The sequence below is a fragment of the Verrucomicrobiia bacterium genome, from assembly GCA_019634635.1.
Lineage (GTDB): Bacteria > Verrucomicrobiota > Verrucomicrobiia > Limisphaerales > UBA9464 > UBA9464.
Genome location: JAHCBB010000007.1, coordinates 21,512 through 44,911, shown reverse-complemented (window position 1 = coordinate 44,911; position 23,400 = coordinate 21,512). Strand labels below are relative to the sequence as shown.

Below are 23,400 nucleotides of genomic sequence, written 5' to 3'. Positions count from 1 at the left end.
GTCCCCCCGCCTGCCCGCCATGCCTTCCCGCTTCACCGGGTCCGAAGGCACGCCCATCCTCCGACCGTGCGCCGAACGCTCACGTACTCGCCATCGCTCACGATCCCGTTGACCCACGATTGTCCGTGGCGATGCCGGTACTGCGGCTACCGCTCGGACCACGACGGCCTGATCCCGGAGGTGGAGTTCGAGCGCCTGCTCGACCTGGCGGTTCGCCAGGGAGCCACCGAGATCCTGTTCCTTTCCGGGGAGATCCCGGACAGCCTGCCATGGATCCACGAGGAGGTCCGGACCCGGGGGTTCCCCAACTTCATCGAGTTTGCCCGCCACGCCTGCGAGCGGGCCCTGGATCGCGGACTCCTGCCGCACTCGAACCTTGGGGCGCTGTCCGCCCGTCAGCTCGAACGGCTGGCCGGGGTCAACGCCTCCCTCGGGTTGATGCTCGAGAACGTGGATGACGCCTTCAACCGCCGCGTCGCCCCCGAGAAGACCACCGCCGGCCGGCTTCGCACGCTGGAGGCGGCCGGCAGGGCCCGGATCCCCTTCACCAGCGGCATCCTCATCGGACTCGGCGAATCCCATGCATCGCGCCTGCGGTCCCTGGACGCCCTGGCCGAGTCGCATGCCCGGCACGGGCACCTCCAGGAGATCATCCTTCAAAACTACGTGCCCAACGCTGGATCCACCCTGCCGCAGGCGCCCCCACCCCGCCTGGACGATTACCGCGACCTCATCGCGCACTGGCGTCGGATCGCCCCGGATGTCCCGATCCAGATCCCGCCCAACATCAATCCCTTCTGGCGCGAGCTGCTGCCGGTCACGGATGATCTCGGCGGCATTTCCTCGGACGGCGATCTCGTCAATCCCCGCAACCCTTGGGAACCGCCCGCAGCCTACGTGGAGACCTGCCGGGATCAGGGCCTCGCTCTCCGGCATCGGTGGCCGGTTTATGACCGGTTCCTCGAGCGTGGCTGGATTCACGAACGTGTGCTCGCGGTGTTGCGGGAACGCGCCGCCCGAAATCCTGACCTGCGGACCGTCCCGGAGCCAATCCGGGAGACCGGGGTGCGACGGAGACCGTGCGAACTCCTGTCCAAGCCGCTTCAGGGCGGTTCCCTGAGTGTTGGCGAAGCGCTCCAGCTCGCCACACGGGACGGTGCGGGACCCGAGGAACTGGCTGCCGCGGCCGCCGCGTTGAATCAGCGGCTCCATGGCGACCGGGTGAGCTACGTGGTCAATCGCAACGCCAACTTTACGAACGTCTGCATCACCCACTGCAGCTTTTGCGGCTTTTACCGTCCCCCAGGGCATCCGGAGGCCTACACACGAAGCCTTGAGGCCGTGGTGGAGCGGATTGCGGCAACTCCGTGGGTGACGGAGGTCTGCCTGCAGGGAGGGATCCATCCGGACCTCGGGTTCGACTACTACCGGGACCTTCTGACTGCCATCAAGCGCGCCTTCCCCTGGATGCATCTGCATGCGTATTCGCCCATGGAGATTCATTCCCTGCGCCGGAAGACCGGATGGAGCCTCGAGCGGATCTTCGGGAAATTGATCGAAGCCGGCCTTGGATCCGTTCCCGGAACCGCGGCCGAAATCCTCGACGACTCGCTGCGGGACCAGCTGTCGCCCGACAAGCTGCGCACCGCGGACTGGGTCGAGATCATCACCGCCGCCCACCGTTGCGGCCTGCGCTCAACGGCGACGGTGATGTTTGGCCATCGGGAGTCCTGGAGCGACCTGGTGCGTCACCTGGATCTCCTGCGGCACCTCCAGCGGCAGACCGGGGGATTCACCGAGTTTGTGCCCCTGGCATTTGTGCCCCAACGCAACCGGCTCGGGGTCGAACTGGCCCGGGAGCAGGGGGGCGACCGCGGGTCGGTGGCGGCGTCGGGACGTGCGCGGCTGTCCGTACTGTACCCGCTGGCCCGACTGTTTTTCAGGGAGGAGATCCCCAACCTGCAGACGAGTTGGGTGAAACTCGGACCCGAGGTGGCGGCGATGATGCTCCACCGGGGATGCAACGACTTCGGCGGCACGCTTTACGAGGAGAGCATCACCCGCGAAAGCGGCGGACCCCACGGGGAATGCCTGACGCCCGAACAGATTGAATCCGCCATCCGCGGTGCCCGCAGAAGTCCCTGGCAACGCACCACGCTATACGGCCAGGCGACGCCGCGGTTGGCGGCCGGTCACCCCGTGCCGGACCCCCACGCCCGGATGTGCGGCAGCGCGCGGTAGAGAATGCCATGGTACAAGACCCGCGGCAGGAGACGCCGGAGGAGGGCAAACACATGGGCATCGGGCGTGGCGTACACGCGGAGTGGCGGACGCCTCCGCCACAACGTGCGCTCGACGCAGCGGGCGACCCGTTCCGGCGTGGATGGGGCCCGTTCCATCATCCACTCGATGAAGTCCGCCATGCTCAGATAGTGCTCATGGTACGGGTCCCCGGCGTCCATGGCACCCCGGAAGCTGTGCCGGGTGAACCGGGTTGCGCGAAAGGAGTCGGAACGGATGAACCCCGGTTCAACCAGGGTGGCCGAGATGTTCCAGGGCCGCACCTCATACCAGAGCGCCTCCGTGGCGCCCTCGAGGGCAAACTTGGCGGCGCTGTACAGTGACATCGTCGGCATGGCCATCATGCCACCGACCGACGAGATGTTGACGATCCGGCCGGACCGCCGGGCCCGCATTGCGGGCAGGGCGAGCCGGGTGAGCTCCATCGGAGCGCGGACATCCACCTCCATGATCTCCTCCCAGGCTGCCGTGTCCCAATGTTCGACCACCGTGCGGTAGGCGATGCCGGCGTTGTTCACGAGGGCGTCCACACCGCCCCAGCGGCGGTGGAGTTCCTCCATCAGTGCCTCGCGCTCCGACGCCACGGCCACGTCCAGGGGCCTGAGGGCGAGTGTGTCGGATTCCTCCAGCCCGGCACGGGCGAACCGTGGGAACGACTCGCTCCGGGCGGTCAGAACCAGGCGGCATGCCCGGGTCGCCAGCCGCCGCGCGATCGCGAGGCCGAGTCCGGTGCTGGCGCCGGTGACCACCACGAGGGGGCGGTGGGGGGCGTTCATGGCCTTCGAATCGTGCTGCGGGGACAGTGGCCACGCTCGGGCCAAAGGTATCCGCACGTCAAGCCGGCGGTCTGCCGTCCGGCGGCGGTCATTTTTTCCTTCCCGGCGCGGGGCACCCCCGGGAGCCTGAGAGCCCATGAAGTACATCTTCGTCACCGGCGGTGTGGTGAGCTCCCTGGGCAAGGGGTTGACCGCCGCATCGCTGGGAACGCTGCTGGAGAACCGCGGGCTCAAGGTGACGCTGCAGAAGTTCGATCCGTATCTCAACGTGGATCCCGGCACGATGAGCCCCTACCAGCACGGAGAAGTGTACGTGCTCGACGACGGGGCGGAGACCGATCTCGATCTGGGCCACTACGAGCGGTTCACCAGCACCAAGCTCAGCCGCCGCAACTCCACCACCAGCGGCCAGGTGTACCAGCAGGTCCTCGATAACGAGCGCGAGGGGGTGTATCTGGGCAAGACCGTCCAGGTGATCCCCCATGTGACCGACGAGATCCAGCGCCGGATCACGCTGCTGGCCGACGAGGCGAAGGCGGACGTGATCATCACCGAGATCGGCGGCACGGTGGGCGACATCGAGGGCCTGCCGTTCCTGGAGGCCATTCGCGAGTTCGCCCTTGATGTCGGCCCGCACAACGTGTGCTTCATCCATGTCACCTACGTCCCGTTCATCAAGGCGGCCGGCGAGCTCAAGACCAAGCCCACCCAGCAGAGCGTCGCCAAGCTCCGCGAAATCGGTCTCGCCCCAAACCTGCTGGTGTGCCGGTGTGAACAGCCGTTGAACAAGGAGATCCGGCAGAAGCTGAGCCTGTTCTGCAACGTGCCCTTCGAGGCGGTGATCGAGGAGAAGGACGTGGATCACTCCATCTACGAGGTGCCCCTGATGTTGCAGCGGGAACGGATGGACGACCTGGTCTGCCGCCACCTGCAACTCGACACCCCCCCTGCGAACATGGCGCACTGGCAGGACATCATCCGCCGCCTGATTGCCCCGCAGCACCGGGTGCGGATCGGCGTGGTGGGCAAGTACATCGAGCTGCAGGATGCCTACAAGTCGGTGTATGAGGCGCTCAAGCACGGCGGGGTCGCCAATGATTGCGGCGTGCAGATCGAGCACATCGAGGCCGAGGACGTCGAGAAACCGGGTGGTGAGAAGCTCTTCAAGGATCTGGGGGGCATCCTGGTGCCGGGGGGATTTGGTGAGCGGGGCATCGAGGGAAAGATCAAGGCGGCGCAGTTCGCCCGGGAGGCGCGGTTGCCCTACTTGGGCCTCTGCCTGGGCATGCAGATCGCCACGATCGAGTTCGCCCGAAACGTCCTGGGTCTCGCCGGTGCGCACTCCACCGAGTTCGACCCGCTAACGCCGCACCCGGTGATCCACCTCCAGGAAACGCAGCGCCATGTGAAGCGCAAGGGCGGCTCGATGCGCCTGGGGGCGCAGGAATGCCAGCTGCGGATGGGTTCGCTGGCGCAGCGGCTTTACGGGGCCTTCACCATCAGCGAACGCCACCGGCACCGGTATGAGTTCAACAATGCCTATCGCCCGAGGTTCGAGGCGGCGGGGTTCGCCATCAGCGGCACCACCCCGGACCAGCAGTTGGTCGAGATCATTGAGGTCACCGACCATCCGTTCTTCGTCGCCTGCCAGTTTCACCCCGAATTCCTGAGCAAGCCCAACCTGCCCCACCCGTTGTTCCGGGGATTCATCACGGCCGCCCATGAGCGTCTGCACCACAAGCCGCTGTACCCTCCCGTCAGTTGACGGTGCCGCTGCCCTTCACATCCACGCAGCTGACCTCCCCTTTGGAGTTGCGGGTGTAGAGTCGTCCGTTGGCCAGCACCGGAGCCGACCAGACCCGCCCGCCCGAGACCTGTGCCCGGGCCAGTTCCTGATAGGCCTCCGGGTTTGCCGCAACGATGATCAATTCACCATTGCCGGCCACCCAGATCAACTTGCCGTCCGCAGCCATGAGGTTGCCCATGGACGCCTTGGGCGAGCTCCACTTCAGGGCACCCGTTCCGGGGTCCAGACAGCGGAGGTAGCTCGGGTCATCCCCGTTGCCCGTCACGCCATAGATGTAGCCGTTGTAATACACAGGCGTGGACAACTGGCTCGCCAAGTCCCGTGTCTGCCAGACCTTTCGCAGACCGGAACCGTCGGCGCGCACCAGCGCGGCGGAGGCGCCGGTTCCCGGCTTCTCCTGGAATTTGTAGCCGCTGGTGATGAGGAGATCGTTGCCGACGGCGACGGGATCCGGGGCATTGACGTCATACTGGGTCTCCCACGGGAAGCTGGCGAGGGATCGTCCGTCGGCCGGATCCAGAATGACCAGCGACTTCGCTGCGAACACCGCCAGTGCCCGGTTTCCGGCGAACGTCACCGGGGTGAAGCTGGAGTAGCCGGAGGCCGCCGTCCCGGAAACCCAGAGGCGCTCCCCGGTCCGTCGGTTCAGGGACAGTCCGTGGGACCCGGCATTGAACAGCACCGCCTCGCCGTCCACAAACGGAGAACCGGAAAATCCCCATTCCGAATCGGTCAACCCAAACTCCTGCTTCACGTTGCGGCGCCAGATCTCGCGTCCGGTCGCGGCGTCCAGGCAGAACACATCGCCCTGCTTGCTGATGGAATACACAACGTCGTCCGCAACGGTTGGCGTCGCGCTGGGTCCCCCCTCGTAGTATTTCGGATCCAGCTTCTGGGGGTAGGAAAACTTCCAGATCTCCTTTCCGGTGCCGGCATCAAAACAGTACAGCGTGTCCGTATTGGCCGCGTTGCCCAGCGTGTACACCCGGCCGCCGGAGACGCTCACCGTCGAGTAGCCAGTGCCGACCGATTGCTTCCAGAGCCGCTTCGGCTCTCCACTGGGCCATGCCCCCAGCCAGTTCTTCTCTTCCGAGATTCCGTTGTGTGAGGGTCCGCGGAAGAACGGCCAGTCGCCTGCCAGGGCGATCGCGACCGCCGGCAAGCCCACCAACCCGGTCAAAAATGCGGTCTTCAGCTTCACGCAGGAATCGTACCGCCGACCCGGACACCGTCAACGACCGGCCTGCGCCGAGTGCCTCGTCCTCCGCAGGACGTCGGGTGCTCGGCATGCGGCGGCGTGCTTGATCCCGCACGGTCGCAGAGCTCCGGAGCCTTCTCGAAAAGCTCCGGCTTGCCCGGTCTCAGGGCGTCGTGCCGTCCTCGGATCTCCAGTGGTCCCTCCTACAAGAACTGGTGAATCTCATCCTGAAACTGGTTTGGAAGGTGCATCTGCTGCAGGGCAGGCCGCTGCCGCAGATCCCCGAGGATCCTCCCCCAACGGCCTGACGCTGCGCCCCACACCCTCCGTCAGTGGGACGCGGGCGCACCGTCCGATGGGTTGCCCCGGAGGCTCCGATGGCCTCAGGCTCGCCGCAGGTCCTGCATGCGGCTTCCCCATCCCTTACCCCTCGGTGTGATGCGGTGGCCCGCCGTCCGATGGCTGGCAGCCGCCCTGCTCCTGGCATCCGTTGGCATGGCCGATACCGTGGTCCTCAAGACTGGCGAGCGGTTTGAAGGAACGGTGGTGCGGGAAGGGACCCTGGAGCTGGTGCTCGACTCGACCGATCACGGCCGCTTGACGATTCCCATGGCGTCGGTGGCGACCGTCACCCGCGATGAACGGCAAGACGGCCCCCTCCACCCGGAGGACTCGGATCGTCAGGACCTGGAGTCCTTGTTTGAGACGAGCATCCCCACCCCGTTGACCCGGCCGCCGCCGGTCCCGGATCTGCTGCCGCTGTCACCGCGGCCCACCCTGCCCAAGGGCACGAATTTCGTCGCGCGCACCTACTGGGACGGCCGGCTTCGCTACGAGTTCTCCACCCGCATCGTCCTGAACGATCCGATGGTTGCCGACGCCACCTGGGTGGATTCCCGTTTTGGGCTTCGCGGCCGCATTGGTGCGAGGCTGGCCGTGGACGCCGCGGATTTCGCGATCACCTCGGGGGACCTGGACGTGCCGGGCGGAGTCCAACTCCGGACCTTCCAAGTGCTGACACAGGGGGAATTCGGCGTGTGGCTGACCAACCAGTTCGACCTGCAGCTGGGGTTGATCGGCGGGGAATTCTTTCTCAACAAGGCCTACTGGCGGTTCGTGGACCTGCCGCACTTCGGAGACCTCACCATCGGATATCTTACGGGGCCGCAGACCTTGGGGAACCTCGAGGGCTTCGGCAATCGCACCTTCATGGAGCCCTCCGCGGGCACTGCGGCGTTCAGCCCGGGCAACCGGCTGGGCATCGAGTGGCACGACGCCTATCTGGGGGAGCGGATGACGGCCACGGCGGGCCTCTTCTCCATCGGACAGAACCCGGATCTGGACTTCGGCAATGCCTCGCAGGCCCTCGCGCAGCCGATCGTCCGCCTGACGGGTCTGCCCCTGGCCGGGCGGAATCACTGGCTGCATTTGGGCGCCAGCGCGGCCTTTGTCTTCTCGAGCGATGCAGACATTCAGTTCCAGGCCCGCCCGGAAAGCCGGATCGCACCATTCCTGGTCAACACCGGGACCATTGATTCCCGGACCTCGGTGATCGGCGGACTGGAGGCGGTCCATGCGATGGGCCCCATCCTCCTCCAAGCGGAGTATGTCCACGCTGGCGTGTTTCGCGATGGGCAGAGCACGCACTTTGACGGGGGGTACCTGTCGGCCGGGTGGATGCTCACCGGGGAAGCACGTCCCTACAACCGGTTCACCGGATTGCCCACGCGGGTGGAGCCTGCCCACCCGCTGTGGGGGCCGGACAGCGGATGGGGCGCATGGGAAGTGGCGGGACGCCTTTCGCTGCTCGGCCTCAACGATGGAGCGGTGGAGGGCGGCCGGATGCGCATCATCATGGGTGGTCTCAACTGGTACTGGAATCGCTACATCCGGTGGCAGTTGAACGCCGGATACTCCGCAGTCAGCGGCGGTCCCACGCCGGGCGATCTGTTGATTGTCGAGGGGCGGTTCGAAGCCCAGTTCTGAACCGGCTCAAAACCCGTCCATACCGATCACGCGCATCAGCTCCTCGAGGGTTGTCTCCCCGGAAACCACGCGGCGCAGCCCCTTGTTCCAGAGGGTCTGAAGCCCGTCGGCAACCGCAATCTGTTCCAGGTGCCGGGTCGGGCGCCGTTCGAGAATGGCATCCCGGAGATTCTCGCCCATCGTGAGCATCTCGGTCACGGCGACGCGGCCGCTGAATCCCGTGTGGGCGCAGGCGGTGCAACCGGCGCCGCGCTGGAACTGGCTTGCGGCAACCACCGCCTCCGGCAACCGCCGCAGGAGCGCGTCCTCCGGCGCATAAGCCTCGGCGCAGACCGGACAGTTCCGCCGGACGAGTCGCACGCCCATGACCCCGGCAATGGACGACGCGAGCAGGAAGGGCTCGATGCCCATGTTGATCAGCCGGGCGAACACCCCGGGGGTGCTTGCCGCGTGGATGGTGCTGAGCACCAGGTGCCCGGTGAGCCCGGCCTGCACGGCGATATTCGCCGTCTCGGGGTCCCGGATCTCGCCGATCATGATCACCTGGGGGTCCTGCCGCATGAGCGAACGCAAGGCGATCGGGTAGGTGTATTCGCGTGCCGGATTGCACTGGGACTGGGCAATCAACGGCAGGTTGAACTCCACCGGATCCTCGACCGTGGCGATGCTGATGCTGGGGCCTGCGCGCTCGATCAAATGATGCAACGCCGCGTAGATGGCGGTGGTCTTTCCGGAGCCGGTGGGACCGGTGAGAAGGATCAGCCCGGTCGGCTTTGCCAGCAGCTCCTTGAGGGTTTCCAACGTGTCGAGTTCGATGCCGAGCCCGTCGAGTTCAAAGCTGCGTCCGCGCGGATCGAAAATCCGGATGACCACCTTCTCCCCGCGGATTGTCGGGAAGGTGGACACGCGGAGCACGACATTGCCGGCCTCCTCAAACGTGTTGGCCCGACCTTCCTGTGGCAGCGTGGTCTCATGGCCGATCAGGTTGGACATGATCTTGAGCCGGCCCACGATCTTGGGCAGCAGGTCGCTGGGCAGGTGGATCAGTTCGTTCAGGACCCCGCTCAAGCGAATCCGGACCGCCACCGAGCTCTCCCAGGGCTCGATGTGGATGTCGGACGCCCCGGAGCGGACCGCGTCCACGATCACGTGGTCCACGAGTTTCATGATGTCAATCTCCTCGTCGGAGCGACAGGACTGGAGGAACTGGACGGTCTGGGAACTCATGGAGTCGGAATTACTGCGGCGAACGTGGTCGAGGATGTGGATTCGGGGTCGCAAGGCGACAACATTTCGTGCAGCCCCGTTCGCAGGAGATTCGCGGCTTGGGCCGGTCGGCTTCCGGTCCGGAGGTCTTCCGGGGTGGCTGGCGGATCCGGCCGTCGGGCTCACCTGGAAATTCAGGCGCTCTTGTGGCGAATTCGGGAACTTGTGCGACGATCGGCTTCCAAGGAGTTCCAACCAAGAATTTTGCCCGATGGGTTTGTCCACCGCAGTGCCTGCCGATCCTGAAGCCCGGTCGTGCCTTTACGACTGCCGGGTGATGCACCATCGGCTGTCGCCCCGGTCCCACCGGTTTGAATACGGGCTCTTCCTGCTGTCGGTGGACCTGGATGAACTGCCGGTACTGTCCCGACGGCTCCGATTCCTGGGTTGGAACCGGAGGAATCTCTACGAGCTGCGGGACCGGGATCACCTCGAGTACCCGGAGCCGCCCTCGGCGCGCGGCCTCAAGAACTCCGTTCGAGCATGGCTGGCCTCGGAGTCGGTGGCGGTGCCGGAAGATGCGCGAATGACGCTGGTCACCCTGCCGAGGATCGCGGGCTACGTCTTCAATCCGGTCAGCTTCTTTTTTCTGGAAACGCGAGGCGGCGAACCGATCGGGGCGGTGGCTGAGGTGGGCAACACGTTCGGCGAACTGAAGCCGTATTTCATCCCGTCGGACCCCCGGGGCGACGGCCGCTTTTCCCGGGTCGTTCCCAAACAGTTCTACGTGTCGCCCTTCAGCGACCTGGAGGTGCGATTCGACTTCCGGTTGCGTCGCCCGGGTGAACGCCTGGCGATCGTGATCAACGATGTGACGTCCGGGGGGCGGACGCTGCTGGTCAGCACGCTCCGCGGGGACCGGATTCCGCTGACCGACGGGCAGTTGTTGCGCCTGACGCTTCGCCATCCCCTGGTGACGCTCCGCGTGATGACGCTGATCCACTGGCAGGCCTTGCAGCTCTGGCGAAAGAAGCTTCCATGGCACCGCAAGGCGGATGGATTGGAAGCTCAGCGCGGGGTGTTCCGCCCCCACGGGAGCCTTCGCGAGGGTCACCGCCCACCGGCGGCGTCCACCGCAAATCCCTGAATCCGTTTCACGCCCATGAGACCGTGTCCGGCAGCTCCAGATTGCAACGATCACACCCCTCTGCTTCGGACGGCCCGGGTTCGTGTCGCGCCCGTGGAACACGCCCCGTGAACCGCCTCCTGCTCCCGTGAACGAACTCGATTCCAACCCGCTGGCTTTCGCCACCTCCACCGCGGCCGATTCTGATTCCGATTCGATCTCCGGGTCCACAGCCCCGGCGCCCGGGTGGCTCGACCGCTGGTGCGAGGCGCGGGTGCTCGACGCCTTCGCGCGCATGCCCCGGGGGCGGCTTTCGTTGCGCCTTCCCAATGGCACGACGCGCGTCTTTGGCGGGAGCCGTCCGGGACCCGAGGCCGAAATGATCCTCCGGAGGCCGCGGTTTTTCCGCCGCGGCGTGTTTCACGGAGACATCGGATTTGGCGAGGCCTACCAGGATGGAGACTGGGAGACTTCGGACCTCGCGGCCGTGGTCGGCTGGTTCTGCGCCAATGTGGACGTAGCGCCCTGCATGTCCGGATCCGCCGGGCACGATCGCCGCCTCGGCTTCCTGGCGAAGGCCAACCGCCTCCGCCACCTGCTGAACCGCAATTCGCTTCCGGGGTCCCGCCGCAACATCCGCGCCCACTACGACCTGGGGAACGATTTTTACGCGCTCTGGCTCGACCCCACGATGACTTATTCCGCGGCCTTGTTCGAATCCCCGGAGCAGGATCTCGCGGCCGCCCAGGCGGCCAAGTATGAGCGGCTGTGCCGGCAGCTGCGTTTGCGTCCGCAGGATCACGTTCTGGAAATCGGTGGCGGCTGGGGCGGGTTTGCCTGCCACGCCGTGCGGCACCACGGGTGCCGCGTGACCACGGTCACCATCTCCGAGGCGCAGGCGGCGTACGCCGCCGATCGCTTTGTCCGCGAAGGCGTCGCCGAACGGGCCCGTGTCCGGCTGCAGGATTACCGGCACCTCTCGGGACGTTTCGACCACGTCGTCAGCATCGAGATGCTGGAGGCGGTGGGCGACCGTTTCCTGGAGACCTACTTCGGCAAGGTCCAGTCCCTGCTGCACCGGCACGGGCGCTTCGCCGCCCAGTTCATCACCTGCCCGGATGCGCGACACGCCGAACTGCGCCGGGGTGTGGACTGGATCCAGAAGCACATTTTCCCCGGCTCCCTGCTGCTTTCAATGAACCGCGTCGGGCAGGCCATCCAGCGGACCGGCGACCTCTGGCTGGAGGATCTTCATGACTTTGGCAGGGATTACGCCCGAACCCTCAGATGCTGGCGCGACCGCTTCAATTCGCGCCGGGATGAGATTCTGGCCCAGGGGTTTGACGAGCGGTTTCTGCGAACTTGGAACTACTATCTGGCTTACTGCGAGGCGGCCTTCGAGTGGAGGAACATCAGCGTCGTGCAGGCCACCTGGGGGCGGCCCGGCGTGCCCGCGGCAGGACGGTGAAGGCACGAGGGCGGCAGTCGGACTGGTGACGGCCCGATCGCGCCGCATGAGGAGGAGATCATGATCATTGCGCTGCGCTGGGTGTTTGGCGGTGTGCTGGTGGCCATGCTGGCGGTGACCGGTTGGGCCTCGTCGCGGGTCGCACTCTGGAACATCCCGGCGTCCGTGGGCGGACATCCCTGGTTCATCGCCACCTTGTTCGACACCTACTTCGCATTCCTCACCTTCTGGCTGTGGCTGGCCTACAAGGAGCGAACGTGGGCGTCCCGGCTCTCGTGGCTGGTGGCGATCCTCCTGCTCGGCAACATCGCCATGGCCGTCTACCTGCTCCGTCAACTCGCCCTCCTGCCACCGTCTGCTTCACTGGATCAGCTGGTTTCCCGGCGCAACGGGACCGCGTGAAGCCAAGCCATGAACAGCCTGTTTTGGATCCTGCTCGGCCTGTCGTTGGCCTTTGCCGTCGTCGAGATGAGTGCCACGTTCCTTCTCGCGGAACGGTGGCGGAACTACGGCATCGTGGATGCCGTATGGTCGGGCGGATTCGCCGTCATCGCGCTGCTCGCGTTCACTTGGGTGAACCTTTCCGATCTGCCGGCCGCCCTTCGATCCTCGCACAGCCTGCTGACCGCCATGGTGGTCCTCTGGAGCCTCCGTCTGGCACTTCATCTGGCGGTCCGGATCCGGTCGCATCATCCGGTCGAAGACGTCCGGTACGCACAACTGCGGTCCGAGTGGGGTGCCGCAGTTTCCCAGCGCATGTTCGGATTCTATCAACTCCAAGGGGTGTTGCAGGCGGTTCTGGCAACCCCCTGGCTGCTGGTATATGCGAACCCGGGGGGCGCCGCGGCGGCGCCTGGAGCCGCCGCGTGGGCGGGACTCGGGCTGTGGACGGCCGGATGGGTTGGAGAGAGCCTCGCCGACCGGCAATTGTCGCGGTTCCGATCGGATCCGGCGAACCGGGGGAAGGTCTGCCAGTCGGGTCTCTGGCGGTACTCGCGGCACCCCAACTATTTCTTCGAATGGCTGATCTGGCTGGGATACGGCGTGTTCGCCCTCGGAACGCCTTGGGGCTGGGTCGGCATGGTCGCGCCAATGCTGATGGCCCATTTCCTCATCAATGTCACGGGCATCCCGATGACCGAGGCCCTGTCCCTAAAATCCAAGGGTGAGGCCTACCGGGAATACCAGCGCACCACCAGCGCGTTCATCCCGTGGTTCCCCAGGCGCGCCGCTGCGGGCCGGACCACGGCCTCCGCACCCGGCCGCTGAAGCCCGGCCCTTCCTCCCTGCGCCATGATGGACAATCTGTTGACCCGGGACGTCTTCCCCGACTTCGTGCTGCGCGCGGGCATCCGCCACCTGCTCCGGCAACGCCTGCGGCAGGAGCATCGGGGGGACATCGCGGCGCAACGGGCGCACCAGATGCAGCTCATAGCCGGGTTGAGGGAGGCCCCGGTCGCCATCCAGACGGCGGCCGCCAACGAACAGCACTATGAGGTCCCCACCCGCTTTTTTGAGCGCTGCCTCGGCCCGCGGCTCAAGTACAGCGCCTGCCTGTATCCGACCGGAAATGAGACCCTCGCCGAGGCGGAGGAGCTCATGCTGGCATTGACCTGCGAACGGGCTCAGCTTGCGGACGGTCAGGAGGTGTTGGAGCTCGGATGCGGCTGGGGCTCGTTGACGCTCTGGATGGCCGCGCGCTACCCCAACTCACGGATCACCGCCGTCTCCAATTCCCGCAGCCAGCGCGAGCACATCGTGGCCGAGGCAGCGCGGCGGGGATTGGGCAACGTGGAGATCGTGACCTGCGACATGAACGGGTTTGAGCCGGAGGCGGAGGTGTCCGCAAGTTCCGCGGCATCCGCGCACCCGCGGCACTGCAGGGGACGGTTCGACCGGGTGGTCTCCGTCGAGATGTTTGAGCACATGAGGAACTACGAGGTGCTGCTGGCCCGGATCGCGCGCTGGCTGCGGCCGGACGGAAGGCTGTTCGTCCACATTTTCACCCACCGCGAATACGCCTACCCGTTCGAGGCCCGGGAGGCCTCGGACTGGATGGCCCGCCATTTCTTCACCGGCGGGATGATGCCCAGCGACGGCCTCCTGCTGTACTTCCAGCGGGATGTCGAGCTGCTGGAGCACTGGTGTGTCAACGGGCGCCATTATCAGCGGACCGCAGAGGACTGGCTGCGCAACATGGATGCCCATGAGGTCGAGCTGAGACCCCTCCTGGGGGAGACCTATGGACAGGCCGAGGTCACCCGGTGGTGGGTGTACTGGCGGGTGTTCTTCATGGCGTGCGCCGAGCTCTGGGGGTTTCGGGACGGCAACGAATGGTTCGTCTCGCACTACCTCTTCCGGCCGCGTCCGTCCGCAGCCATCGCCTGACCCGTGGACCGCGCCGCGGTCGGTCACATGACCGTCGGGGACTCGATGCCCAGCAACTGGAGTCCATGAGACAGCACGCGGGCCGTGTGGTCGCACAGGGACAATCGCAGGCTTCGCGACGGCTCCTCCGCGCGCAGCACCGGACAGCTCTCATAAAACCGCGAGTAATGCCCCGCGAGCTCGTAAAGATGGTTGCAGAGATAATTCGGACGACATTCTGCGGCCACCGCCTCCAAGGTGGGGCCGTAGAGCAGCAGGTGTTTGAGCAGGGCGAGCTCCCCGGGCGCCGTCGGCACCGCGTGGAGCCAACGACCCGGATCGGCCGCGCCTCCATCGGCAACCACCTTCCGTGCCCGGGTGCACTGATATTGAAGATACGGGGCCGTGTTGCCCGTGAGGGACAGCATCTTGTCCCACGAAAACACGTAATCGCTCTGACGGTTGGGCAGCAGGTCCTGGTATTTGACCGCACCGATGCCGACGATCCGCGCAATCTCGCGCCGGGTGGCTTCCGGCAGATCGGGGCGTTTCCCATCCACCAGTCGTCGCGCCCGATCCTCGGCCTCGTCGAGCAGATCGCCCAGCCGGATCGTGTCGCCCGAACGTGTGCGGAACGGGCGGCCGTCGTCTCCGAGAATCTTGCCAAAGCCGATGTGACGCAGGGAGGTCCGGGCCGCCGCCTCCGGCTGCCAGCGTTCGAAGACCCGGAACAGCTTGCGGAAATGCGGTGCCTGTCGGTCGTCCACGACATAGAGGATTTCGTCCGGCGCCCAGGTGCGCACCCGGTGGTCGAGCGTGGCGAGATCGGTGGTGGTGTAGTTGAATCCGCCATCGCGCTTCCGCACGAGTGCCGGGTCGGCCACCCATTCCCCGTCACGATTCACGAGAAACGGATCCTCCTTCGGAGGCGGCGAACCGTCGCTGAACACGGCCACGGCACCGTCGCTTTCCCGGGCGATGCCCGCGGCGAGCAGCGCCTCCACGATGCCGGGCAGTTGCGGATTGTAGTAGCTCTCGCCAAGGGTGTGGTCGAACCGCACTCCGAGACGGCCGTAGATCAAATCAAACTGATCCTGGGACCGGCGGATCATTTCCCGCCAGATCGCCAGGTTCTCGGGATCCCCTGATTGCAGGGCGACCAGCTCGCGCCGGGCCAGATCCAGTCGCGACGGATCGGCCTCGCCGGCGCTGTTTTCGGCACGATACAGGCGCTCGAGCTCCGCGATCGGGTCGCGTTCGAGGGCCCCGGCATCGAGTTGATGTTTCCAGGCCACCAGCAGCTTGCCGAACTGCGTGCCCCAGTCGCCCAGGTGATTGTCGGTGATCACCCGGTGGCCCAGCGCGCGGAACACGCGGCTCAGGCAGTCCCCCAGGACCGTGGACCGGATGTGGCCCACGTGCATCGGCTTGGCAATGTTTGGCGAGCTGAAATCCACGACGACCGTGCGGGACTTCGCGGTCCGCTCGAAGAAAGTCCCGGCTGCGGCCTCATGAACCGCCGCGACAACGGCCCCGGGTGATAAACGAATGTTTAGGAATCCGGGACCGGCAACCTCGACTTGGAGCCCGGATTCCACCGGGAGGCCGCCGTCCTCCTCCCGGAGTGCGGCATAGGCCACGGCCACCGCCGTGGCGAGTTCGCGGGGATTGCGCCGCAGTTCGCGCGCCATCGCGATGAACCCCGGGCATTGATAGTCGCCATGCCGCGGATCCGGACACGCGCGCACCTGCACGGTTGCGGGATCCGCCTCCGGCAGGACACGGGCGATCACGGCGCGCAACCGGCGCTCGAAAACGGCATGGGGGAGTTGGGATTCCACGAAAGGTTGCCTCCGGGTGGGAGCCGCCGGTGCCCGGTGCTCAGCGGGCCGGGGCGGCGCAGGTGCGGCATCGCGCCGTCACCGCTGTGCCGAATAGTGCCGCACCACATCCATGATGGCCTCGGCGGTTTCCGAATCCTCGAGCGCCTTCAGGAATTCCTCCTTGCGCAGGACCTTGGCGATTCCGGCGAGCGTGTGCAGGTGCTTCTGGAACTGGCCCTGCGGCACGAGGAACAGGGTGACCAGATGGACCGGTTGGTTGTCGAGCGCGTCAAAGTTCACCCCCTCCTTGGATCGTCCAAACGCGGCAACCACCTCCTGAATCAGATCCGTCGAGGCATGCGGAATCCCAATGCCAAAGCCGATCCCGGTGCTCATGGACTGCTCCCGCTTCTTGACGACGGCCGTGACGGCCTCGCGATCCGCCGGATCAATCTTCCCGGCGTCCACCAGCACCCCGATCAGCTCGTCAATGGTGGACCACCGGTCCGTGGCCCGGAGCTCCGGTACGATCTGCTTTGCTGTCAGGATGTCACCGAGATTCATGGGCGCGCAGTCCCGTTACCTGACCGGAACGTGCACGGGCAGGCAAGCCGGGAGTTCGCCGACGCCTGCCGGCCTTCCGAAGGATCCTGGCAGTTTCTCGAGGGCGTCTTCGAACAAGGGCGTGGAGAAGATCAGGGCATTCGATCCTGACGATTCCGATATCCTGGAAGTCACACCGGCGATGGCGGGTTGCGATCACCTGCATCTGCCTGGCCAAATCATGGAGGTCGAGGCTGGCGTGGCGAACGTCCGCTCAGGGCCCGCCCGGCTGGAAAAACGGGACGATCCGGACTCCGGCCGGTTCCGGCGCCCAGATCCGGATGTTGTCCACCTTCCCGGTGTCATCAAATGAACCGAACCCGACCCACCCTGCGCCAAACATGGCGTCGTCGGCGGTCATCACCGGCTGGCTCAGATCATCGAAGAACACCCGGATGTCAGAACCACGACGTTCCAGGCGAACCCGGTGCCAGATGTTCAGACCCCAGTTGACGCCGGGAGTTGTCGTTGTGGAAATCTTCCTCCGGGGCGCGTCGTTGACGATGAATACATTGTGAGCGTGGTCATCTGTCTGGGTTGCCAGATGCGCGTAGTAGAAGTGGGCGGGATCCTGGAAACCAAAGAACAGGCACATGTCGCGGTGGCCGTATTCCTTGCCGGTCTGAATCAGGTCGGCCTCGAGGATGAAGTCGCCAAAAACCCGGTCGCGGATGAGGGCAATGTTGAACGGGGATCGAACCGCCGGCTGATACGCACTCTGTCGGGCCAGTTCGAGGGTGAAGCTCGAACCGTCCGCGGCGTGCTGCCAGGCAGCGGGATCGCTCATGGCGAATCCCGCGAGGCTGCCCGGGGCATCGAAATGCTGCTCATAGACCAACCGGTACCCGTCGGGCACTGGTCCGGAAGGCGGGAGCACCGGGGCCGTCTCTGCGGCAAAGAGTCCGTTGCATGGACCCAGGGCGGCGGCGAGGAGGCTGCAGGCGGCTTTCATCAGACTGTGGTAATCGGGAAATACCTCAGGAGGCAACCTTGGAGACAAATTCGGGAACGAGGAGCGTCCTCACAGGGAGCCGCCTCCATGCACCGGCGGACCGTACCCCGCCGCGCCATCAAACTTCACGAAGCCGCCGTTGGTCGTGACTGGAAGACCCGCACGGCCCTATGGAACATCCACGAACATCCGGTAGAAGACCTCGGGGTCGGTGCTGATCGGTCGGAGGAGAGCCCGGCGGCCGCCGTCGCCAATAAAAACCTCCACCGGTGTCCAGACCGGGTTCATGAGACGTGGAGACTCCTCCAGGGTGTAGCGCAGTCCGATCGCAGTGGTCAGGTCAACGCCCAGCAATCCCGCCCCGCCGGCGGACAGGGACAGGATCGGGGGCACGATGTCCGGTCCCGGCTCGGAGACCGACGCGGGCGCAAATCGCGCTTCGGCCACGGCAGAAGATGTTAGCGCCAGCGCCAGCAATGTCTCGCCGACAGGACGGGCTTGTCCGTTCACGACCCAGCGGTCAAAGGCGCGGGCGCCATAGCTGGGCGGGGACTGGAGCGTGACCGTGGTGCCGGTTGGGAAGATGCGGTGGAAGTCTCCCTTGCCGTCGCGCCGTCCGTTGATGTCCGGCTGGCTGACGGTAATGACGGGTTCGAGGTTGTCGGTCACCGCGACGTCCAGCCGGGACCGGGCGCCGCCAGCCGTCGAGAAGTCGTATTCGAGCCGGAGCGTCAGGCTGTCCATCGCGAGATCAATGCCGTTGTCGCTCTGCACCTGCTTGCGCAGCAGAATGTCGGCGTCCGCCGCGGGCCGTGAGAGCAGCAGCAGGTTGCCCGCGGTGGGCTGGTCGAGGAGGACGCTCAGCAGGGATTGTGTCGTCGGACTGAGCATGCTGTTGCTGAAGGCGTTGGCGAGACCGTCGAAGACGGTGTTCCAGGTGATGGGATTCACCGTTGCGGACTGATAGTGGCGGAACAGAAAGGTCTGGCCGCCGGTGGTCAGATGAGAAACGCCCCGGTGCTCGAGATCCAGGAACAGCAGCGCGAACGTGCCGATGGTGCCACCAACGGCCCGTGCGCTGATCGCCTCCGTGCGGAGGTCGGCAATGCGAATGTTTTCGTGGCTGCTTGGAAACAGGCCGCGCCTTCGGAGGTTGATGACGACCGATCCTTCGGCATTGAGCTGCTGGAGCTCCCGGGCGTTCAGCTGGAACTGGATGGGCAGCGACCGCTCCGGCGCGTTGGCGTTCAGGTGCTGGAGCGTTTGGGCCACCGTTTCCCGCAGCTCCGCGAGATAGAGCGACTTGAGGCTGGTGAACTCGGCGGCGCTCAGTACATGCCCGCCGCCGTCCTCGACGAGGGCCTGGAAGCGGTCGAACAGGCGGTTCAACTGGAGGTTTCCGCTGTACGGCTGCAGCACCCGGTATTGATAGGACTTGGCCACGTAGTACTGAAACTGCAGCAGCCGGTTTTTGGCGCGCGCCTCCATCTCCCGGACATGCAGCAGGGCGCCGTGGTCGAGCGTGGTCAACGTCTTCGCCACCCGGTCTTCCAGATGATGCGTGGCGAGAACGTTCTCTGTCATGGCGCCGGTCAATGTGGCCAGCGCCTGCAGGGTTTCGGCGAGTTTCTGGGCGAAGCGCTCCTTGTCCGCGTTCAATCGGACCAGTTCCTCCGAAACGTCCCGGAAGACCGGGTCGGAGGCCTTGAGTTTCTCCAGTTCGGCGGCGACCTCCTTGGTGTCCACCTGGACCTCCTTGAAGATTTTGGCCATTTCCTTGAGCTGATCGCCAAGGAACTTGGCGCATTCCGTTTGTGCCTTGCGCGCCGCCGCGGAGTTTGTGCCGGGCGCGTTCGTGGCCGGGTTCGCGAAGCAAACGGAAATGTCCTTGCCCGAAAAGAGGGCGAACACGTTGGTGCTGTTCGCGCGGAGGCTGGCCAGGGGTGCTCCTGGATCCACCTGGCTGAGCCGTTCCAGCCCGTTGCCGATCCGGCCCAGGGTGGGCTGTCCGACCGGCATCAGATCCGCCAGCACGGCGAGGACGCCCAGCGATTTCTTCCAGAAGGGCACCTTGTGACGCTCCTCGACGTTCTGCTGCGCCCGGGCGAGCAGCTCGAATTCGAGCACCAGCAGGCGGGTTTGCATCGCCTCGATCCGGGCGTTCAGGGAGGTGGATTCCGACTTGAGCTGCGGGATCGCCAGCTGGGCCTCGTTGTACGCGGCCGCCAGATCCTCCAGCTCGGTCGCCAGGCGGGCGACGGCGGACTGCGACGCGGCAAGGGAATCCTGGAGGTTGGTTGCGGCCCGGTTGAGCCAGTAGGCGAGATAAAGGATGCGGATGGATTGCTCCACCTCGCGCTCGAAGGCGACGAGGTTCGCCTCGAACGAAAGCATCGGCACCCAGCCGCCTGGGTTGCCGAAGTAGTCGAGGTTTGAGTCCATGCGGTGAAGGAGCGTGTCCACCTCCAGCGCCGCCTGATCCAGCCGGGTCGCCTCGGCCGCTGCCGCGTCGTCGAGACCGGCGATGGGCACCGCATCGGGATGGAGCGTGCGGATGCTGTCACGGTAATCCGCCAGGAGCCCGCGGGCCGCCGCGTCATGGCCGTTGAGGTAGGCGTCCCTGGCAAATTGCATCACGCCCCGCACGCTGAAGGAGTGCAGCCACGCGGACGGATCCGCCAAGGCCAGTGCTCCGGCCTCTCCGGGGGCGCCCGGCGGTGCCGGGGCGTCGGCTCCACGGACCCTGGGCGCGGGCGTATCCCCGTTACGGAGCGTCACCTCCCCGGTGCGCGGATTGGTGGTGAAGGTGGAGGTCCGAAAAAAGTGCGGGAAAAACAGGTCGCCCCCGACATAGCTGTTCCCGCGCGCTCCCGGGTCCCCGCCCGACCGTTGGGTGTAGGCCAGCAGGTTCATCACCGTGGAACGCAGCGTCCCACCGTTGCCGCCGGGCCCGGGAATGCCCGAAGGGACGGCGGGCTCACCGCGAGCCGGCACCTGGCTGCCGCAGGTGCTCAACACCGTCGAGCCCGCGGCGGTCGTTGACACCTGCTCCCAGAAGTGGATTCCACCGTTGTCCACCCCGCAGATCACGTTGCCCGCGCGATGCATCAGATTGGTCCAGTTGACGTGCGTTTCGTTGGTGGTGAGACCCGGCGAAAAAAGGGCCGCAGTGCCCTCAAACATGCCATTCCGTCCCTCACCCGGCCTTCCGCCCGTGCCGCCCTTCAGCACGAACCGGATCGGGAGGGTCGGGTCGGCGTAGAACCGCTCCACAAGGACGTCCACATCGCCGCCCGGATGTCCGGGATCGCCGTTGAGCCCGGCAACCCGGTTGTCGTCCCACACCGCGCCCGCGGGGATTCTCGTGCGTGCCCGAGGGGTGGTGTTGATCACGCCGTCCCCCTCGAAGCGCAGTTCCCGCGCGTGAATCGCCACCCGGGTTTGTGGCAGCAGGAGCGGGCTCCGGATGATCACGCGGTCGGCGAACAGGTGGAACTCCCGGATGTTATGCCGGCCGCTGTATTGCTGGTGGAGCTGCGCGGCATGGGCCGCATCGAACACGAGCGACATGCCGGAGATGCTCACGTTGAGCGTCGTTCGGATCTCATCGTTGAACAACGCCGGAGCGTTCCCGGTTTCGCTGATGCTGATGTAGTCACGGCTGGTCGGATCCGGCAGGGGGCGGTGATAACGGATCAGCGTTGCCTCGGTGGCCAGATCGGGTAGTGGCGTGACGACCGTGCGGCCAGCCGGCACGCCGTCCACGGAAAACGTCAGCGTGAAGGGCAGCCGGTCCGCCTCCCCCGGAGTATAGGTCAGCCGGCCGGTGGATGGGTCAAACGTGAGGGCGCCGGCGGGTGGCGGTTCCGCCAGGAGTTGAGCCGGCTGGCCGGGGTCCATGCCGCTCACCAAGAGTTTCAAGGTCTCGCCCTGGCGGACGTGCTGTTCCGGCACCTCCCGGAAGTCGTACGTGGGTGGCCGCGTGAAAAGGACCGCAACCTCGGTCATGTTTCCCCCGACGACATACACCTCCATCTCCGACGGCCCGCGCCAGTCCGCCAGTTCGCTGAACCGGAGTGGGTATCGGCCCGGATCCACCGGCCGGGAGGCCCCCGACTGCTGGAACGGGCCGTCCGCCAGTGCCCACATGGCGCCGTCCGCCACGGCCTCCGGAGGCTCGATCGAAATCGTGACGCCACCGGTCAGAAGGGGCGGCGTGAAGAAGCTGTCGTCCACCTGGTAGCCGTACATGCTGCCCGCGTCGGTTCGGAGGGCGTCGTCGCCGGGGGCTCCGACGACGAACCGCCGATCGTCCACCACCGCGATCGCGTGCCCGAATTCGTCATTCAAGGACGGAGCCGGATTGTCCACCGTCCCAAGATGCACGCCGGACAGGGTGAACAGGTGCACGGCTCCTGCCGGCACCTCGTTGATCTTCTCGCTGGCACAACCGATGAGCACATGGTTTGTGCCCAGCAGGGCAAGGGATGTGCCAAAGAACTGCGAGCGGGCAACGTCGGGCGCGACCAAGGTGGCGAGCACCGCGCCGGCATCATCGAGGAGATACACCGCTCCCGCATTCTCGTTGGTGGTCCATTGTTGGAGTCTTTGTGAGTAGCTGATGGTCCTGGCGGCCGGTGCCGACGCCAGGAACCGCCGGTCGTCCACCGCCAGCAGGGCCGCGCCCAGTTGGTCCGCCTCGGTGCGCGGTTCGGTGGTCACCGGGTTGGCGATGGTCGAATGCAGTTCGCCGTTCAGATCGTAGATCATCACGCTGCCCCGCCTGCCCGCCACCGCCCGATCGCCCGGGTCACCGATCAGCAGGCGATCCGGACCGAAGGCGGCCAGGGTCTGGCCAAAGTTTTCCCCCATGGGATCCGGGGTGGGATTGGGGATGACCACCAGCGGAGGCGCCACGGCCGTCGCCTCGAAGAGAAAAACCTTTCCGGAACCGGACATCGAACTGGCCGCGAACCGGTCTCCCGGCAGCGCCGTGACGCGCCATCCGAAGGCGCCGGAGGCATTGGCCGGACCATCGGGGTTCGGCCAGGTGCCCAGCAGCGTCCCGTCCGTGTCATGGAGATGAACCACTCCGACAAGCTCGTTGGTGATTCCCGCCGGGGTGACGGCGGCGTTGGCCGCGCCCACCAGCAAGCGCCCGTCCGGAAACGCGGCAAGAGCCAGGCCATGCCAGCGGCGCAGGTCATGGACCGCCACCGCTGCGGAGCCGCCGAACCCATTGCTCTCGTTGTAAATCCAGACGAAGCCGGCATCACCGACGAATCCCCTGGCCATCGCCGGGCTGCGCAACACGTCCATCCGCGGGGCGCTCACGGCGAACCGTCCCCCACCCAACGCCGCGAGGACCTCGCCAAATCGCGCGCCCGTGCCATCCGGATACCCCGTGACCGGGATGGGATAGGGCTGGGGATTCTGGCTGAAGTGGTTGGTGAAGACGGGCGTCACCCACGCCTGCGTGGCGGGTGTCATCGCCAGGCTGCCCGCGAGGAGGAGTGCGCAACGCGCCTGCTTCAGGAGAGGAGATGGATTCATGGGATTCCGGTGGATCGCGGCCGGTGCATTGCAGGAGCGGTGCCCGGCGTATTGCCCGAGACCCTTTCGGCTTGGCGTCCGATTGGACGCCGACTGCCGCCCACCCCGCTTTCCTCCGAAACGCGGCGGTTGTTACAGGGAAAGTGCGGGTGGCGACGGCCACCCGGGACTTTCCCCAATCCACCGCCCGCAAGGACCGCCTCACCGACTGCGGCCAGGGCGGGGCGTCCCGCC

At 66.0% G+C, this 23,400-nt stretch carries 15 protein-coding genes; 8 read left to right on the top strand and 7 right to left on the bottom strand.

The window, feature by feature from the left end:
• Positions 1 to 66 precede the first annotated feature (66 nt).
• Positions 67 to 2,241 carry a 5-amino-6-(D-ribitylamino)uracil--L-tyrosine 4-hydroxyphenyl transferase CofH gene (cofH, locus tag KF791_06530; GenBank protein MBX3732235.1) on the top strand — a complete coding sequence of 725 codons (2,175 nt, stop codon included), beginning with the start codon at positions 67 to 69 and terminating at the stop codon, positions 2,239 to 2,241.
• Here the strand turns inward: cofH and KF791_06525 are convergent.
• On the bottom strand, positions 2,193 to 3,077 hold the full coding sequence (locus KF791_06525; protein MBX3732234.1) for an SDR family NAD(P)-dependent oxidoreductase: 885 nt from the start codon (positions 3,075 to 3,077) through the stop codon (positions 2,193 to 2,195). The genes cofH and KF791_06525 overlap by 49 nt on opposite strands.
• 136 nt (positions 3,078 to 3,213) lie before the next feature.
• Between KF791_06525 and KF791_06520 the strand changes: the two genes are divergently transcribed.
• The gene (locus KF791_06520) at positions 3,214 to 4,842 is read left to right on the top strand and encodes a CTP synthase (protein ID MBX3732233.1); all 1,629 of its coding nucleotides are present in this window, start codon (positions 3,214 to 3,216) and stop codon (positions 4,840 to 4,842) included.
• On the opposite strand, the gene KF791_06515 is transcribed toward KF791_06520, so the two are convergent.
• Positions 4,835 to 6,085: a PQQ-binding-like beta-propeller repeat protein gene (locus tag KF791_06515; protein ID MBX3732232.1), complete on the bottom strand. Its 1,251-nt coding sequence runs from the start codon at positions 6,083 to 6,085 to the stop codon at positions 4,835 to 4,837. The two genes, KF791_06520 and KF791_06515, sit on opposite strands and share 8 nt — an antisense overlap.
• A 435-nt stretch (positions 6,086 to 6,520) precedes the next feature.
• On the opposite strand from KF791_06515, the gene KF791_06510 reads away from it, so the two are divergent.
• Positions 6,521 to 8,068: a hypothetical protein gene (locus tag KF791_06510; GenBank protein MBX3732231.1), complete on the top strand. Its 1,548-nt coding sequence runs from the start codon at positions 6,521 to 6,523 to the stop codon at positions 8,066 to 8,068.
• Positions 8,069 to 8,074: 6 nt separating this feature from the next.
• On the opposite strand, the gene KF791_06505 is transcribed toward KF791_06510, so the two are convergent.
• Complete coding sequence (locus KF791_06505) at positions 8,075 to 9,295, bottom strand: type II/IV secretion system protein (protein ID MBX3732230.1); 1,221 nt, start codon at positions 9,293 to 9,295, stop codon at positions 8,075 to 8,077.
• Positions 9,296 to 9,545: 250 nt separating this feature from the next.
• On the opposite strand from KF791_06505, the gene KF791_06500 reads away from it, so the two are divergent.
• The 5 genes from KF791_06500 (at position 9,546) to KF791_06480 (ending at position 14,256) form a co-directional block, all read left to right on the top strand.
• Positions 9,546 to 10,421 (top strand): DUF1365 domain-containing protein, encoded by an 876-nt coding sequence (locus KF791_06500; GenBank protein ID MBX3732229.1) that lies wholly within the window; start codon positions 9,546 to 9,548, stop codon positions 10,419 to 10,421.
• Between the two features lie 274 nt (positions 10,422 to 10,695).
• Complete coding sequence (locus tag KF791_06495; GenBank protein MBX3732228.1) at positions 10,696 to 11,868, top strand: class I SAM-dependent methyltransferase; 1,173 nt, start codon at positions 10,696 to 10,698, stop codon at positions 11,866 to 11,868.
• A gap of 60 nt (positions 11,869 to 11,928) precedes the next feature.
• On the top strand, positions 11,929 to 12,270 hold the full coding sequence (locus KF791_06490; protein MBX3732227.1) for a DUF1475 family protein: 342 nt from the start codon (positions 11,929 to 11,931) through the stop codon (positions 12,268 to 12,270).
• Positions 12,271 to 12,279: 9 nt separating this feature from the next.
• Entirely contained in the window at positions 12,280 to 13,137 is an 858-nt protein-coding gene (locus KF791_06485; GenBank protein ID MBX3732226.1) for a DUF1295 domain-containing protein, read from the top strand.
• A gap of 24 nt (positions 13,138 to 13,161) precedes the next feature.
• Positions 13,162 to 14,256, top strand: coding sequence for a class I SAM-dependent methyltransferase (locus tag KF791_06480; GenBank protein MBX3732225.1), 1,095 nt, complete (start codon positions 13,162 to 13,164; stop codon positions 14,254 to 14,256).
• A gap of 23 nt (positions 14,257 to 14,279) precedes the next feature.
• Here KF791_06480 and argS read toward each other — a convergent pair whose 3' ends face one another.
• The 4 genes from argS to KF791_06460 all read right to left on the bottom strand — a co-directional run bounded on the left by argS (position 14,280) and on the right by KF791_06460 (position 23,166).
• Positions 14,280 to 16,076 (bottom strand): arginine--tRNA ligase, encoded by a 1,797-nt coding sequence (gene argS, locus KF791_06475; protein MBX3732224.1) that lies wholly within the window; start codon positions 16,074 to 16,076, stop codon positions 14,280 to 14,282.
• A gap of 78 nt (positions 16,077 to 16,154) precedes the next feature.
• Positions 16,155 to 16,622 carry a PTS sugar transporter subunit IIA gene (locus tag KF791_06470; GenBank protein ID MBX3732223.1) on the bottom strand — a complete coding sequence of 156 codons (468 nt, stop codon included), beginning with the start codon at positions 16,620 to 16,622 and terminating at the stop codon, positions 16,155 to 16,157.
• Between the two features lie 253 nt (positions 16,623 to 16,875).
• Positions 16,876 to 17,613: a hypothetical protein gene (locus tag KF791_06465; protein ID MBX3732222.1), complete on the bottom strand. Its 738-nt coding sequence runs from the start codon at positions 17,611 to 17,613 to the stop codon at positions 16,876 to 16,878.
• A 168-nt stretch (positions 17,614 to 17,781) separates the two neighbouring features.
• Positions 17,782 to 23,166 (bottom strand): hypothetical protein, encoded by a 5,385-nt coding sequence (locus KF791_06460; GenBank protein MBX3732221.1) that lies wholly within the window; start codon positions 23,164 to 23,166, stop codon positions 17,782 to 17,784.
• Positions 23,167 to 23,400 lie beyond the last annotated feature (234 nt).

Bases quoted from the DNA above. Each gene is read 5' to 3' on its own strand.
- KF791_06525 (MBX3732234.1), bottom strand. From the start codon at position 3,077: ATGAACGCCCCCCACCGCCCCCTCGTGGTGGTCACCGGCGCCAGCACC.
- KF791_06520 (MBX3732233.1), top strand. From the start codon at position 3,214: ATGAAGTACATCTTCGTCACCGGCGGTGTGGTGAGCTCCCTGGGCAAG.
- KF791_06510 (MBX3732231.1), top strand. From the start codon at position 6,521: ATGCGGTGGCCCGCCGTCCGATGGCTGGCAGCCGCCCTGCTCCTGGCA.
- KF791_06505 (MBX3732230.1), bottom strand. From the start codon at position 9,295: ATGAGTTCCCAGACCGTCCAGTTCCTCCAGTCCTGTCGCTCCGACGAG.
- KF791_06500 (MBX3732229.1), top strand. From the start codon at position 9,546: ATGGGTTTGTCCACCGCAGTGCCTGCCGATCCTGAAGCCCGGTCGTGC.
- KF791_06495 (MBX3732228.1), top strand. From the start codon at position 10,696: ATGCCCCGGGGGCGGCTTTCGTTGCGCCTTCCCAATGGCACGACGCGC.
- KF791_06490 (MBX3732227.1), top strand. From the start codon at position 11,929: ATGATCATTGCGCTGCGCTGGGTGTTTGGCGGTGTGCTGGTGGCCATG.
- KF791_06485 (MBX3732226.1), top strand. From the start codon at position 12,280: ATGAACAGCCTGTTTTGGATCCTGCTCGGCCTGTCGTTGGCCTTTGCC.
- KF791_06480 (MBX3732225.1), top strand. From the start codon at position 13,162: ATGATGGACAATCTGTTGACCCGGGACGTCTTCCCCGACTTCGTGCTG.
- KF791_06470 (MBX3732223.1), bottom strand. From the start codon at position 16,622: ATGAATCTCGGTGACATCCTGACAGCAAAGCAGATCGTACCGGAGCTC.
- KF791_06465 (MBX3732222.1), bottom strand. From the start codon at position 17,613: ATGAAAGCCGCCTGCAGCCTCCTCGCCGCCGCCCTGGGTCCATGCAAC.
- KF791_06460 (MBX3732221.1), bottom strand. From the start codon at position 23,166: ATGAATCCATCTCCTCTCCTGAAGCAGGCGCGTTGCGCACTCCTCCTC.